This window comes from Pontibacter sp. MBLB2868 (assembly GCF_051904785.1).
In the GTDB taxonomy this organism is placed as follows: Bacteria; Bacteroidota; Bacteroidia; order Cytophagales; family Hymenobacteraceae; genus Pontibacter.
In genome coordinates this window covers 2,076,224-2,090,092 of the sequence record NZ_CP196710.1, presented here as the reverse complement: position 1 = coordinate 2,090,092, position 13,869 = coordinate 2,076,224, and the positions used below count along the sequence as shown (strand labels likewise).

General features: G+C 46.6%; 14 protein-coding genes. 7 read left to right on the top strand and 7 right to left on the bottom strand.

Annotation, left to right across the window (positions count from 1 at the left end; all coding sequences use genetic code 11):
- Window positions 1-2: 2 nt before the first annotated feature.
- On the bottom strand, window positions 3-440 hold the full coding sequence (locus ACSX1A_RS08960; protein ID WP_439883288.1) for an HYC_CC_PP family protein: 438 nt from the start codon (window positions 438-440) through the stop codon (window positions 3-5).
- A 288-nt stretch (window positions 441-728) separates the two neighbouring features.
- Here ACSX1A_RS08960 and ACSX1A_RS08955 point away from each other — a divergent pair, with 288 nt between their 5' ends.
- The 4 genes from ACSX1A_RS08955 to ACSX1A_RS08940 are packed head-to-tail and all read left to right on the top strand — an operon-like array spanning window position 729 to window position 3,737.
- Complete coding sequence (locus ACSX1A_RS08955) at window positions 729-1,193, top strand: thioredoxin family protein (RefSeq protein WP_439883287.1); 465 nt, start codon at window positions 729-731, stop codon at window positions 1,191-1,193.
- Window positions 1,194-1,242: 49 nt separating this feature from the next.
- On the top strand, window positions 1,243-2,301 hold the full coding sequence (locus ACSX1A_RS08950; RefSeq protein WP_439883286.1) for an FAD:protein FMN transferase: 1,059 nt from the start codon (window positions 1,243-1,245) through the stop codon (window positions 2,299-2,301).
- 15 nt (window positions 2,302-2,316) lie between these two features.
- Window positions 2,317-2,535, top strand: a complete 219-nt coding sequence (locus ACSX1A_RS08945) for a DUF4266 domain-containing protein (RefSeq protein ID WP_439883285.1) — start codon at window positions 2,317-2,319, stop codon at window positions 2,533-2,535.
- Complete coding sequence (locus ACSX1A_RS08940; RefSeq protein ID WP_439883284.1) at window positions 2,526-3,737, top strand: DUF3570 domain-containing protein; 1,212 nt, start codon at window positions 2,526-2,528, stop codon at window positions 3,735-3,737. The genes ACSX1A_RS08945 and ACSX1A_RS08940 overlap by 10 nt, the downstream gene beginning before the upstream one ends.
- A 74-nt stretch (window positions 3,738-3,811) precedes the next feature.
- On the opposite strand, the gene ACSX1A_RS08935 is transcribed toward ACSX1A_RS08940, so the two are convergent.
- From ACSX1A_RS08935 to ACSX1A_RS08910, 6 genes are all read right to left on the bottom strand, one after another.
- On the bottom strand, window positions 3,812-5,215 hold the full coding sequence (locus tag ACSX1A_RS08935) for an alkaline phosphatase family protein (protein ID WP_439883545.1): 1,404 nt from the start codon (window positions 5,213-5,215) through the stop codon (window positions 3,812-3,814).
- Complete coding sequence (gene eboE, locus ACSX1A_RS08930) at window positions 5,160-6,440, bottom strand: metabolite traffic protein EboE (RefSeq protein WP_439883283.1); 1,281 nt, start codon at window positions 6,438-6,440, stop codon at window positions 5,160-5,162. Before eboE ends, ACSX1A_RS08935 begins: the two co-directional genes overlap by 56 nt.
- A gap of 58 nt (window positions 6,441-6,498) precedes the next feature.
- Complete coding sequence (locus ACSX1A_RS08925) at window positions 6,499-7,677, bottom strand: 3-dehydroquinate synthase (protein WP_439883282.1); 1,179 nt, start codon at window positions 7,675-7,677, stop codon at window positions 6,499-6,501.
- A 114-nt stretch (window positions 7,678-7,791) separates the two neighbouring features.
- The gene (gene eboC, locus ACSX1A_RS08920) at window positions 7,792-8,700 is read right to left on the bottom strand and encodes a UbiA-like protein EboC (RefSeq protein WP_439883281.1); all 909 of its coding nucleotides are present in this window, start codon (window positions 8,698-8,700) and stop codon (window positions 7,792-7,794) included.
- Between the two features lie 2 nt (window positions 8,701-8,702).
- A complete protein-coding gene (locus ACSX1A_RS08915; RefSeq protein WP_439883280.1) occupies window positions 8,703-9,644 on the bottom strand; it encodes a TatD family hydrolase in 942 nt (313 codons plus the stop codon).
- 41 nt (window positions 9,645-9,685) lie between these two features.
- Window positions 9,686-10,576 (bottom strand): EboA domain-containing protein, encoded by an 891-nt coding sequence (locus tag ACSX1A_RS08910; RefSeq protein ID WP_439883279.1) that lies wholly within the window; start codon window positions 10,574-10,576, stop codon window positions 9,686-9,688.
- A gap of 296 nt (window positions 10,577-10,872) precedes the next feature.
- On the opposite strand from ACSX1A_RS08910, the gene mug reads away from it, so the two are divergent.
- The 3 genes from mug to glgP all read left to right on the top strand — a co-directional run bounded on the left by mug (window position 10,873) and on the right by glgP (window position 13,850).
- A complete protein-coding gene (mug, locus tag ACSX1A_RS08905; RefSeq protein WP_439883278.1) occupies window positions 10,873-11,421 on the top strand; it encodes a G/U mismatch-specific DNA glycosylase in 549 nt (182 codons plus the stop codon).
- A gap of 153 nt (window positions 11,422-11,574) precedes the next feature.
- On the top strand, window positions 11,575-11,844 hold the full coding sequence (locus ACSX1A_RS08900; protein WP_439883277.1) for a hypothetical protein: 270 nt from the start codon (window positions 11,575-11,577) through the stop codon (window positions 11,842-11,844).
- A 353-nt stretch (window positions 11,845-12,197) separates the two neighbouring features.
- Window positions 12,198-13,850 (top strand): alpha-glucan family phosphorylase, encoded by a 1,653-nt coding sequence (gene glgP / locus ACSX1A_RS08895; RefSeq protein WP_439883276.1) that lies wholly within the window; start codon window positions 12,198-12,200, stop codon window positions 13,848-13,850.
- Window positions 13,851-13,869: the final 19 nt, after the last annotated feature.

The window sequence follows — 13,869 nt, the reverse complement described above, 5'->3', positions numbered from 1 at the left end:
GGTTATAGAAGGAAAGACTGTACCAGCACCGGTATGTCTTGGGCCAGTGGGGGAGACTCGTATAGCGCGTAGCGGGGGGCTTCTGTATTATGGGAAGTATAAAACTGCAGCACAACAGCCTTCACAACTGCAAAAAGCTTAAGTTGCTCAAGCTTGCTCAGGGTGGTGATCTTATGGCTGAAGGCATCACCCAACTCTTTTATCTGTAGCTGATGATCTTCGCAGCAGGTGTTGCTGTCAGCTTTTTTCTCTTTTGGTGAATGACACGGCGGCAGTTTTTGCTGCTGCTTTTGGGCCATCGGGCAATTTGCCTCTGCTCCAAAGAAAGTAACATCGCGTAGCTTTCCACCGCAAATATGCATGCCTACGGCCATACCCGTCGAGGAGACGAGCACCAGCAGCGTGAGGGTCAGCAAAATGATACGGCGGTACAATTTCATGTTTTGATCTATACTAATACTACAAAGATACAGCAGTTGTAGCTAGTAGACTTACACAATTAACAAAAAGTTTTGTAAAATTACTTCATCTGAGGTGCAAAGTATTGCTCCATGGCCAACATCTAGCGTTCATTATTTGTTCAGATGGAACCTCCTGGGTAAATCCGGGCTATAAGTTCCTGTTTCAGATATGTCAGATTTTTTTTTACCACAGAAACTTTCTGGCATCGTTTTAGCATTTAGGTAGGTAGCTGCAGCTGCAGCAGCAGAACCTTAAACAATGAGATTATGATCAAGCGAATTCTTTTTACCCTAGTTCTTGGAATGGCACTGAGCCTGAATGCCGCTTTTGCTCAAAGTGCAGAAGGCAATGACTGGAAAGTGAAATATGAGGCCGCTGCTGCCCAGGCAAAGGCTGAACATAAGCCTATTCTGATGGTATTTGCAGGGTCTGACTGGTGTAAGCCATGTATAATGTTGCGCAAGGAGGTTTGGGAGTCGCAGGAGTTTAAGCAGTACGCGAAAGATAACCTGGTACTGCTGGAGCTTGATTTCCCGAGAATGAAAAAGAACCAGCTTTCAGCAGATCTGACAAAACAAAATGAGGAATTAGCTGCAAAGTATGACAAAGAAGGCTTATTCCCGCTGGTTGTGTTAACCGATGAAAGCGGCAATATTATTGCCAAAACAGGTTACAAAGCAGGAGGCCCTGAAAAATATGTTGAGCACCTGAAAGAGCTTCAGAAAAATTAATACCAAACCCACTCCCACCGGAGTGGGTTTTTTTTTATTACTTTTGGACATGAAGCACCGCAGCCTGTTACTATCGCTTTTCTTTTGCTGTGTTAGCCTGCTACAGGTGCAGGCACAGCGATTACCCACCAAAGAGCCGCAGCAGTATAAGAAGGTGCTACTGCTTATGGGCACACGTTTTGAACTAGCCGCTGTTACCCGCGATGAGCAGAAAGCCTGGGAAGCCATAGATGCCGGGATCAAAGAAATTCAACGAATTGAGGCACTGATCTCGGAATGGCAACCAACTTCACAGACCAGTGAGATAAACCGTAATGCCGGCATTAAGCCTGTGGTAGTAGACCAGGAGCTTTTCGATCTCATTAGCCGCAGTAACCGTATTTCTAAGATGACCGGTGGAGACTTCGATATCTCCTTTGCCTCCATTGATAAAGTGTGGAAGTTTGACGGAAGTATGAAAGTACTGCCTACACCAGCGCAAACTGCTGCCTCAGTTTCCAAAATAAATTACAGGAACATTATCCTTAACCCGGACAATCACAGTGTTTTTCTGAAGGAGACCGGTATGAAGATCGGATTTGGGGCCATAGGCAAAGGCTATGCCGCTAACCGTGCCCGCGATATAATGCGAGAAATGGGCATTGCAGGTGGCGTAGTGAATGCAGCCGGCGACCTGGTTACCTGGGGCAAACAAGCTGATGGCGAGTCGTGGTATGTAGGCATTGCCGACCCACTGGAGAAGGATAAGGTTTTCTCGTGGCTTACCGCTGATAATACTGCTGTGGTGACATCAGGTAATTATGAGAAATTTGCCGAGATTGATGGCAAACGCTATTCACATATTATTGATCCTCGTACAGGTAAACCAGCCTCTGGCCTAAAAAGCGTGACCATTGTCTGCCCGAACGGGGAACTGGCTGATGCACTGGCTACTGCCGTGTCTGTATTAGGAAAGGAGGAGGGGCTGTACCTGATCAACCAACTAAAAGGAGTGGAGTGCCTGCTGATAACGGATGAGGATGAACTCGTGACATCAGAAGGAATGAACCTGCACTTTTATAAGAATAAGAAAAAGCCTGGAGCAACTAGAACTGCTACAGAAAATTAAGCGTACTACTGAACTATGAAAAAGTATAGAATTTTACTTGCCGCTGGCTCATTAATGGCAATAATGAGCAGTTGTGAGGCAGTAAAACCTTTTCAGAAAGCTTATCTGAACGAGGAAGAAATGAAACTAAGTGCCCGCAAACTGGAGAGTTTTGAGACCAACTTCGAATCGTACCGTGAGGGTACCTCTGGTGCTAACGGAGGAAAAGTGGGAGGAGGTTGCGGATGCAATTAGTATACAGATGTATTGGTTTTGTGGCTGCCTTTGCCATGGCCTCATTTAGTGGATTTGCTCAAAACTCGGTACCCAGAAATAGCCGGCGCGTGCAGGACCTGCCTCCTGCCGATGTAAATATACTTGCCAGTTATTATACCCAGGACGGTAACCATTCACCGGTAACCGGTGGTATAGGTACGGAAGAGTTAACAGACGTTACCCCAACCATCATTGTTAATGTGCCGATGGATACGGTGACAAACCTGCTGGTGAACTTCGGGATGGACTTTTATTCGTCTGCCTCCACTGATAACATTGACTTTAATGTTTCTTCTGCCTCTAGTTCTGACACACGCACGCATATTAATGTTGGCCTCAGTAGGCGTAACAGCCTTAGCCGGGTAACTAAAAGCATTACGGTTGGTGGCTCCAATGAGTATGATTACAATTCAGTGTCATTGGCGGCAAGTTGGGCAAAGGAGTCGGCTGACGGTAACCGTGAAGTGAGCTTTGCCGGCCAGGTGTTTTTTGATAAATGGAAAATTATTTACCCGATAGAGCTGCGTGGTAGAGACTGGGTAGATACCGACAAGCGACAGTCGTTTAACTTTTCTGCCAATGTGGCACAAGTTATCAACCGGCGTTTGCAGGTTTCCCTTTCTGCAGATCTAGTGTACCAGACCGGATTACTTTCTACGCCATTCCACAGGGTGTATGTAGAGGAGCAGGCAGAGCCGCTGGTAGAGAAACTACCAGATAGCCGCCTGAAGTTACCGGTTGGCCTGCGTGCTAATTACTACCTGAGTGACCTGCTCACGGCCAGAATGTTCTATCGTTTTTATGTAGATGACTGGGGCATTGTAGGAAGTACAGCGGAGGTAGAGTTGCCTTTCAAGCTGGGGCCATTCTTCTCCATCTATCCTTTTTATCGGTTCCATACGCAAACAGCAGCGGATTATTTCGCACCATTCAAAGAGCACTCGCTTAGCCAGGAGTTCTATACTTCTGATTACGACCTCTCTGACCTGACAAGTAATAAAGTTGGTTTAGGGGTACGTTATTCGCCTTTGTTTGGCGTGGCGAAGTTCGGTTTGCCTTTCAGCAGCCACGATACTAAATTGAAAAGTATAGAGCTACGTGCTTCGCAATACTGGAGAAGTGACGGATTAAAGGCCTTCCTGATTAGTACAGATCTCGGCTTTACCATTCCGGCGGAGTAAAAGTATAAAGTATAAAAAGAGCGAGGCCACTGTAAAGACAGTGGCCTCGCTCTTTTTCAATACGTTTCTATTTACTATGCTTCAGCAATAAACACTGGCTCTGGCTTAGGTACCTGCAGATGCCGAAGTATGATATCAAATACATCCACTGCCTGCACTTCCTGGGGTAATTCTGTTTTATACTTTGTCAGTAGCAGCGGCCACTCATTCTTATCTTCAGGTATCCGGCCATGTGATCCCTTTATCAGCGAGGCATCCAGCGGAATAATATCCAATACTGTACGGAAACCGAGTTTCTTACGAAGTAGTTTGCCAGCCACCAGGGGCAGCGGAAATTTTATCTTCGGATCAATGAACATCTCTACCGGGTCGTAGCCAGGCTTTTTATGAATATCTACCATGCGGGCATAGTCCGGAGCTTTGGCATCATCTAACCAGAAATAGTAGGTGAACCAAGCATTGGCCTTTGCAACAACTACTATTTCGCCACAACGCTCATGGGGCAGGTTATACTTGTGGCGTTCATCACCAGCCAATACTTCTTCTATGCCATCAACCTGTTGTAGCAGCTTTTTGACATCGGCAATTTTGGCTTCGTCTTTCACGTATACATGCGCCACCTGGTGATCAGCCACGGCAAAAGCTTCGCTAATAGCTGTGTCAAGCAGCTCTGTTCCACGCTCTACGCGCACGTTAATGTAGCCGTTCTCACGCAATACACGATTGATATGGATGGGCTGATTCACATCAGAAATACCGTATTCAGATAGTACCAGCACCTGTGCTCCTTTAGCCTCATAGAAAGTGATCAGGTCACCGACTACTGCATCGATTTCCTGCAGGTCTTTGGCAATACGTGGGTCCGAGGGGCCGAAACGCTGCAAGTTATAGTCTAAATGCGGCAAATAGATGAGTGTGAGGGTAGGATCATAAAGGTCATCTGTGATCTTGCTTGCATCTGCGATCCACTTGCTCGATTTGATGGAGGTTTTCGGGCCCCAGTAGTTGAACAAGGGGAACGTGCCAAGCTTCGCCTGTAGCTTATCGCGCAGGTCAGCGGGTTGGGTATAACAGTCGGGTAGCTTACGGCCATCTGCCAGGTACTGAGGGCGTGGCGTTAAAGTATAATCGGCGGTGGTATTCATGTTGTACCACCAGCCCATATTAGCCACCGTAAAATTCGTATCAGCAGTACGGGCTACGTCCCATACTTTAGGTGCCTGCACCAGTTTGTTTGACTGACGCCACAGCTTTACTTCGTCCTCTTCACGGAAATACCAGCCGTTTGCAACAATGCCATGCTCATAAGGCCATTTGCCGGTGATATAAGTAGATTGTGCGGTACAGGTAACGGCCGGAAGTACGGGTTTTATACTTGTTTGCTGTGCTTCTGGGGCCCACTTGGCCAGAAAAGGGGTGTTTTTACCGATGAGTGACCGGGTGAGGCCTACTACGTCCAGAACTACCGTCTTCTGCATCATGTTGTGTGTTTATTGTTTTTAAAACCCATTCCAGCTCTCGCTGTATGGATGTTGACAGGTCTTTTTTTATTTCTTCCGGCAGCACTTCCCAGGTATAAGTTTCCACTTCCAGGTGCTTTGTTACCTGCTCCTGTTGCAGCAAGCGTAGCACTTCTGCCACATCCTCCTGTGTGGATTGTAGTCCGTTGTACTGTTTTGTAAATAGCGGTACATGGAAGTGCGTGCGCCATTCTACCGCGTTTGGTTTACGGATATGTTGCAAGGCAAATGTCAGGTCAGGGTAATGTGTCAGTTCACCGTCTTCACTTCGTTCTACCACCTGGTGCAGGTACGTAGACTCAGCAAGCGTTGACATGGTTTCAGCAATCTCAGCCCGTGTTTCCACATCTTCTGGCAGCTCGGTTTTGAGGGCGGCACTGAGCTGAATCTTTCCGATATTTATTCCTGCATGTCGTAACTTGGAAAAAGCCTCGGCAGGTTTCTCATAGGCCAGCGCAAAATGGCAGACATCATAGCATATCTGCAAATGCTTGTAGATTGCCTTCTGTGCCTCCTCTTTGGTAAAGTCCTTTGAGTCCTGTAGTTTTTTTACACCGATGGGCAAAAGCCACTCCTGGTAATAGTTGATTATCTCTTTAGAGTTTTCAAGCAAGCCGTCAGGTTCAGGTTCCAGGTCAACGTGGATAGTTTTGCCCGTCTTTTGCTTGATTTCCAGTAGCGCCTCCACCAGTTCTATAAGATGTTCTGTACTGGTGGTATAAACAGATTTTACCTTTGCGGCATCTGCTTCCAGTAACCATGGTTTATAGGAGAGAGGAGAAGTGGAGATACTTCCTTCCATGCCATCGGGTAAGAGTTCAGCCAGGATTTTAGCCAGCCGGACAGTATACCCTAACCGTGCTTCTGTTGTCCAGTCGGGTTTATGTACATTATCCTTTACTTCCTGGTGATGGAAACCGCCGTACGGAAAGCCGTTCATGGTAAAAACGTAGAGTTCCTGTACTTTCAGCCACTGCTTAAATTCTTCCAGCACATCATGGCTCAATAGCTCCTTGCTAGCCAAATGCGACAGCCGCAGACCGACACCAAATGGTTTATCTGGTGAGAGTTCTTTTTTAAGTGGTGGGAGATATTCTTTAAGGTTCTGGTATACTTCGTCCCAGGTTTCGCCGGGATGGATATTGGTGCAATAGGTAAGATGGTAGCCTTTATCCAGGTACATGGTTTGCAAATTTGATGAAAAATCAACGGCTGAATTTTTCAGCGGTCCCTACCAATGGTTATACTTGTGTAAGCTTCTGGGGTTGGTGTTTTTGTTGCAGTGTATTTACGGCCTGCTGCATCAACGAAGAGTCAATATCATGTACTTCAACTCCTGTGCCTATCCTGTTTAGTAGCATGATCGTTAACTGCCCGCCCAGGTGCTCCCGGAACTCAGTAAGTCCCTTAAGTATGGAAAGTTGGCCTGATTGTTCCTGCTTCGCCAGCTCAGGTGTGAAAAGATCAAATCCAAGCTCCTGCAGCAGTTCCAACACATCGTTACATTCTGCTTTGGATAGCATGCCAGCCAGTTGTGCGTAAACTACATCCAGCGCAATACCGATGGATACAGCCTCGCCATGGCGAAGCCTGTAGTTAGTGATCTGCTCCAGTTTATGGGCAGACCAGTGGCCGAAGTCCAGTGGCCGCGACGATCCGAATTCGAAGGGGTCTGCGCCTCCTATATGTTCTACATGAAGTTCGGCACAACGATGAATAAGCTCCTGCATGGCCTCTATGTCGCGGTTTGCCAGCTTTTGCGCATCCTGTTTGATGCGCTGATAAAAGACTGCATCCTTGATCAGAGCAACTTTTATAGCCTCAGAGATACCGGAGCGCCAGTCGCGGTCTTCGAGTGTAAGCAGGAAGTTACTGTCATTGATCACGGCTACGGGAGGAGCGAAGGTGCCGATGAAGTTTTTCTTGCCGAATGCGTTTATTCCGTTCTTAACGCCAACACCAGAATCATTCTGCGAAAGCACTGTAGTGGGTACACGCACCAGGCGTATGCCCCTATGCGCAATGGCAGCAGCAAAACCTGCCAGGTCCAGCACAGCACCGCCACCAATGGCGATAAGGTAGGAATGGCGGCAGATGCCATACTCATTCACAGCAGATAATAGTTGCTGCAGCAGATCCGGATCATTCTTGGCCTCTTCGCCTCCAGGGATGAGGATAGGCGTTGTTACCAGTTTTATCTTATCAGCATGTGCAGCAGCGTAGGAGTCAATTAGCCTGAACAACGAGGGGTGTGCCTGCGCTACGCCACTGTCTACTACAAACAGTGCCTTACGAGGCTCCCCGGTGTTGTTATGAGCCAGTACATCAGTTAACAGGTTGTTATCTGATGCAAAGAGATTTTCGGTAAAGTAAACCCCATACCTGAACTGCACCTGAAACGTCTGTTCTATTGTCTTCATCTTAAGGGGTTGTGGGTAATACAGTGTATATGGGTAAGTACGTAAATCATGGTCAGGAGTGTAGGTATGCGTTTATCTTACGGAAGATAAAGCACGATACACGGAAAGCGTATTTCATGTAACTGCAAAATTTCGGGCTATGTATACGGATATTGGCAAAAGAAGCAGTACGATCAGTCCGTACTGCCAACCGGCAAAACCGGCTGCTATACTTGCGTTCATCACGATCAGGGCCAGGATGCCGGCTTTTACTGCTTTTATGATCATCTTGGGCTCTCTGGCAGGCATTGCCCTGAAAAGCGGCGGGAAAATAATAAAAGCAAAAAGCAACAGGAACGGCAGGCTGTATAGCAGGTTGAACTGTGGCAGCAAAGCCAGGCTGATGATCCCGGCAAACACAATGGCATACATCAAGGCAGCACCCTTCAGTGCCGTTGTGTTGCCACCATGTACTTCACCACGACTCACCATGGTGATGGCTGCAATATAAATGATAGGTATAAATGCAATGAACCAAAGGCTGGAAAGTGCAGCTGGAATGGCACTGACGCCAAGCAGCAGGTTTCCACCGCGGCATGCACCCATGTTGATTGGGCCAAATACAGGGTGATGTTTGCCTTTCCAGTCGTATAACAGGGCGAGCAGGGCTACAGTTAAAGCAATTACGGCACTGATACCGGAAACCTGCCAGGCTGCCAGAATTCCGCCTGCTAAAAGCAAGCTCCCCAGTGTGGCTGCGCCTGTTTCTGTGGCTCTACCACTTGGTATGGGGCGTTCAGGGCGTTCCACACGGTCCAGGTCGGCATCAAAAACATCGTTAAACACGACGCCCCCGCCATACAAACCAATCGTAGACAGCACCAGCCAGCCCAATAAGTATAAACTATTTGAATTGAAACCATTGTCCCACAACGAAAGCGACAGCAGCGCACCGGAAGCTGCATAGCCGAGCATGATATCAGCTATAGCGGTAACGATGTTTGCAGGGCGCATTAGCTGCAGGTAAGCTACAAGTTTAGACATGCCTAGCGAACAATGTTTGACTCTAACTTACTGTCTGTAGAGATCTCCCCTACAACAGGTGTCTGGCCTCCTCTTAAAACAGAGTTATCGGAAAACTTCTCGCGCTGGTCTACAGTTGCCGGTATCAGCCAGTCGGATTCGTGCATCTGGCCGCTCTTTCCGAAAGAATCCAAAGCATTCTGATAGCAGGTTTTTCGTACATCTTCTATAGCAATGCCGCGTTCCAACATCAGAGACGCAGTTTTTGGAACAGAAAGCGGATCAGAAACACCCCAGTCGGCGGAGCTGTTTACGATGATGCGCTCAGAGCCATACTTCTTCACAACTTCTACCATACGCTCATTGCCCATCTTCGAATTAGGGTAGATCGTGAAGGCGGCCCAGAAACCTCTGTCCAGCACATCTTTTACTGTTTCTTCGTTGTTGTGATCTATGATCACCATGTCCGGGGCTATTCCATGCTCCAGACAAACTTCCATACTTTTAATGGTGCCGGCTTTCTTATCGCGGTGCGGGGTGTGCACCTGCACCGGAAGGCCTACTTCTTTTGCCAGGTCGAGCTGTGCCCGGAAAAACTTATCTTCTGCAGCTGTCTGGTCATCATACCCGATCTCTCCAACACCTACTACACCCTCTTTGCAAACGAAAAGCGGCAGCAATTCCATCACCTGCTCGGCGAGTGCTTCGTTGTTAGCCTCCTTAGAGTTCAATCCGATGGTACAATAGTGTTTAATACCGAACTGGCTTGCTCTGAAACGTTCCCAGCCTACCAGGCTGCTAAAATAATCCTTAAACGAACCGACTTCTGTACGTGGCTGGCCCAGCCAGAAAGCAGGTTCAATAATGGCTACGATGCCTGCTTTGCGCATGCGCTCGTAATCATCGGTAGTACGGGAAGTCATGTGGATGTGCGGGTCGATCAGCATCAGGTTATGCGTATTCATAAGCTCAGATTAAAAGGATAGGTAAGATTATGTTTGAGATGTTAGTTCAGGGATAGATTCTTTTCACCAATAAGGCTCCAGGTAATTTCACCGTTCTCTACACGGGCTTTAAGCTGTGGGTGTGCGTTCAGCAGTTCTTTGGCCGGCGTGGATTCGCTCTGGGCACAGGCCAAAGCGGCAGCCTCCTGTTCAAGTTCGTTTGGCTGCGAGAACAGCTTTTCAATATCTTTCAGGATGTTATCATCTATAAATGGCCCGATTGGTCTCCATAGTTCCGGGGAAACAGGGCGGCCAGCAGCCCAGCGTTCATGGGCATAGTCAGAAAGGATGCGGGCTAACTTTGCGTTGCGGCGTTTTTCAATGCCGTAGATTCGGAAGATCGGTTTGCCCACGAACAGTGTTTTCAGCACCATGTTGTTCCAGGCGTCATCTTCCATGTAATCAGCAGGATAGGGGTTATCCAGGGCTACAGCCTCGAATACATCTCCCATGTTCGTACGGAACCCTTCTGCGGCCCTCTTTATGAACAGTTCCGGATGGGGGAGTAATGGGAGTGCAGCATACAGCGCTACCAGTTCACCCATATCAGCTGTGCTAAATAAGGTCTCTATTTTATTCAAAAACGCCTCTGCATCATCATGCGGAAGTGAGAGTACAAGTAAGGTGCGAGCTGTTTGTGCTGTTGTCCAGCGGCTGGGGTCAAAGCCTTTCCGTATCAGTTGTGCTTTCTCAGCGTCAGCTGCTGTGTACTGCAGCTTGTCTTTCCCGACAAACCGTGGCGCTGCGCTGAACGCCAGGTAAAAATCTTTATCGTTTCCGGCAGCAGCAAGGTCCAGCTTCTTCTCAAGCCATTCCATGGCTTTGAAGTTGGTGCTGCGTTCTAGGAGTTCTTTCAGAAAAGTGCGGGTTGCGTAGATGTCTGCCTGATACACTGTCTAATAGCTTTAGTTAACGTTTTAGAAAAGAGGTTTGCGCACACTGGCAGTACTTTCCGAAAGTTCCGGGGCTGCTGCAATAAATTTGCTTCTAAAGAGCACCAGGTACTTATTCTGAGTGAAGCTTAATGTATGAAAGTGAGCCAAGCGTGAGCGCTATATAGTGATAGTAAAATTCCTGAAGTTTGTTTTACGTTAGTAGTGGCAGAAGGTTAGAAGAAAATTTGCACTTATTTTTAACTCTTTTTGTAGCAGCCGTAAATGCATTTTAAAGTATAGTTGCTGTTGATGTAATGAACAAATTCTACAAACCAACCAAAGAAGAAATAGCCGCAGCTGCAGGCGGGAAGGTAAATGATCTGATTGCTGAAAACCTGCAGGTATTGTTCTGTGGCATCAATCCGAGCCTTTATACAGCTGCAACAGGTTTCAACTTTGCGCGGCCTGGTAACAGGTTCTGGCCCACCTTGTATGCGGCTGGCTTTACCCCCAGGTTGCTGAAACCATACGAACAGGAAGAGCTACTGGACTATGGTTGTGGTATCACTAATTTTGTAGAGAGAGCGACGGCTACTGCTGCTGAAGTAAGTACAAAAGAACTTATTGAGGGTGGTGAAATACTGGTACAGAAGGTGCTTGAATTTGAGCCAAAGGTGCTGGCAATGTTAGGTATTACGGCATACCGGACAGCCTTCGGCCGGAAAAACGCCAGCATTGGGCCGCAACCAGAGCTTATTGGCAAAACAAGGCTTTGGGTGCTTCCAAATCCCAGCGGGCTAAATGCGCATTACCCTCCCGAAGCTCTCGCACGTGAGTACGGGCAGCTGCTTAAAAATTTTTAAAAGAAGGTTGTTATATGTTATATCAACCTTTGTTAACCATTTACCCTCATTTTTTTACCATTCACCAACATCTACTACTTTTTTCACTTTATATTAAAACAATATGAACTTTAAACGTGATTTTTGCGTGATATATGTAAAATTATAGCATTTATGAAGGAATTAGATAGAATAAAAGAAGGCTTGACAAAAAGCAATGTGTTAGTTTACAAGAATGAGGATCTCGGTTTAAAGTGTTCTTTTGTAAAGGAAGGGATGGTGGTTGACTCTTTCGTGATAGAAGATAATGTGCTGGCTCAGGCTCTGAGCGAGAAGGGGCTGAATGGCATTGTAGAAGGTAGCAACTTACAAATGCTCCGCAACAATTACGACTGGTTTTCATTACGAGTTAAGACTAAAAGACTTTTACATGAGCTAACGTAAAAGCTTCATAAGCCTTACTACAAGCATTCCTACCTATCTGAAACCTGGCAACCGCCAGGTTTTTTTGTTGCCTTTTTTGCTTTTCGCTCTGTGAGTTTCATCAAACTTCAGGGTATTACATTTAAGCTATGCAGGTATGATATTCGTTCTATTTGCCTTTTAATGATCGATCGGCGCAATATTTGTATCAGTTTTATACGCTATGCGTAGCTCTTATATTATACTTAATAACCAGGTGCACTCAGGAGTACGGTTAAGTAGTATAGTTTTTGTTGTTCACCATAAATACCTCTTTTTATAGAGACGTGATAAAATAAAAGCTGCAAATTGGCAGATTAAGAAAAACATAACCTATGACACAGTATAACAGGTGGTCACACCCTCACGATATAGATAAAAGGTACACCAAAAGAGTCGCCTACTTTAGTATGGAATTTGCCATCCACCAGGCTTTAAAAACATATTCCGGTGGTCTGGGTTTTTTGGCGGGTTCTCATATGCGCAGTGGCTTTGACCTGCGCCAGAATATGATCGGAATAGGTATGCTTTGGAAGTATGGCTACTATGATCAGGAACGGAATGAGGACCAGACGATGCGTGTGCTGTTCCAGAAAAAATATTATAACTATCTTGAGTATAGTGGCATCACTGTGCGGGTTGACATTAATAACCACCCCGTGATGGTAAAGGCAATGGTATTGAAGCCTGAGGTATTTGGTACCGTGCCCATGTATTTCCTGACCACAGAAGTGCCTGAGAACGACCATCTGGCACAGACAATAACACAAAGATTATATGATCCCGAACCTATGGCCCGCATCGCGCAAAGTATCGTGCTGGGTATTGGGGGTGCTAAAGTAGTGGATGCCCTGGGTGGAGCAGATATTTACCACATGAACGAAGGGCACGCTTTGCCGCTGGCATTTCACCTGTACAACAAATTCGGGAATGTAGAACAGGTAAGGCAGCACATGGTGTTTACCACGCACACACCTGAAAAGGCAGGTAATGAAGAACATGATATTCACCTGCTCGACAGAATGGGCTTTTTCAATTCTATTCCATTAGAAGAGGCTCGTGACATTACAGGCATGCACGCCCTGATGTTTAATCATACCCTGGCTGCACTCAGGCTTTCAAAAGTATCGAATGGTGTGTCGCAGCTGCATGGGGAGGTAGCTCGCTCTATGTGGTATGATAACGAAGGGGTTTGCGAAATAAAATCTATTACTAATGCGCAGAACGTGCCATACTGGATGGATAAAACCATGCAAGATGCTCTTGAGAAGGATGATAATAAAGAACTGGCGCGGCGCAAAATGGAAATGAAAAAGCAGCTTTTCAAGTTGGTTGCAAACCAAACCGGAAAGTTGTTCAGGTCTGATGTATTAACCATTGTGTGGGCAAGGCGTTTTGCTGCCTATAAACGCGCTGACCTTTTGCTTCGGGATATGGACCGCTTCTTCAGGCTGGTTAACAACCCTGATTTTCCGGTGCAGGTTATCTGGGCAGGCAAGCCTTATCCGTTTGACCAAGGGGCAGTACAAACTTTTAATAAGCTGGTAAGGGTGTCCTACAAACGAGATAATGTTGCGGTTCTTACCGGTTACGAATTGGAACTTTCGAGAGAGTTAAAACAAGGATCAGACATCTGGCTGAATACACCGCGCAGGCCACGTGAAGCTTCCGGTACCAGTGGCATGACGGCAGCCATGAACGGATCCGTTAATTTCTCGGTACAGGATGGTTGGATTCCGGAATTTTCAAAACATGGGCAAAATAGCTTTATCATTCCAATAGCGGATGTAACACTTCCGGATCACGTACAGGATGATGCCGACTACGAGAACATGATGCGCATTCTGGAGCAGGAAATCGTACCAACGTATTATAACAACCCTGACAGGTGGTTAGAAATCATGAAACAAAGTATGCACGATGTGATTCCAGCTTTTGACGCTGACAGGATGGCGCATGAGTACTATGAGAAGATGTATAATTATTAGGAATGACCCTTTTTAAAAG

Coding starts and splice junctions, on each gene's coding strand:
- ACSX1A_RS08960 (WP_439883288.1), bottom strand. CDS start 440: ATGAAATTGTACCGCCGTATCATTTTGCTGACCCTCACGCTGCTGGTG.
- ACSX1A_RS08955 (WP_439883287.1), top strand. CDS start 729: ATGATCAAGCGAATTCTTTTTACCCTAGTTCTTGGAATGGCACTGAGC.
- ACSX1A_RS08950 (WP_439883286.1), top strand. CDS start 1,243: ATGAAGCACCGCAGCCTGTTACTATCGCTTTTCTTTTGCTGTGTTAGC.
- ACSX1A_RS08945 (WP_439883285.1), top strand. CDS start 2,317: ATGAAAAAGTATAGAATTTTACTTGCCGCTGGCTCATTAATGGCAATA.
- ACSX1A_RS08940 (WP_439883284.1), top strand. CDS start 2,526: ATGCAATTAGTATACAGATGTATTGGTTTTGTGGCTGCCTTTGCCATG.
- ACSX1A_RS08935 (WP_439883545.1), bottom strand. CDS start 5,215: ATGCAGAAGACGGTAGTTCTGGACGTAGTAGGCCTCACCCGGTCACTC.
- eboE (WP_439883283.1), bottom strand. CDS start 6,440: ATGTACCTGGATAAAGGCTACCATCTTACCTATTGCACCAATATCCAT.
- ACSX1A_RS08925 (WP_439883282.1), bottom strand. CDS start 7,677: ATGAAGACAATAGAACAGACGTTTCAGGTGCAGTTCAGGTATGGGGTT.
- eboC (WP_439883281.1), bottom strand. CDS start 8,700: ATGTCTAAACTTGTAGCTTACCTGCAGCTAATGCGCCCTGCAAACATC.
- ACSX1A_RS08915 (WP_439883280.1), bottom strand. CDS start 9,644: ATGAATACGCATAACCTGATGCTGATCGACCCGCACATCCACATGACT.
- mug (WP_439883278.1), top strand. CDS start 10,873: ATGAACAAATTCTACAAACCAACCAAAGAAGAAATAGCCGCAGCTGCA.
- ACSX1A_RS08900 (WP_439883277.1), top strand. CDS start 11,575: ATGAAGGAATTAGATAGAATAAAAGAAGGCTTGACAAAAAGCAATGTG.
- glgP (WP_439883276.1), top strand. CDS start 12,198: ATGACACAGTATAACAGGTGGTCACACCCTCACGATATAGATAAAAGG.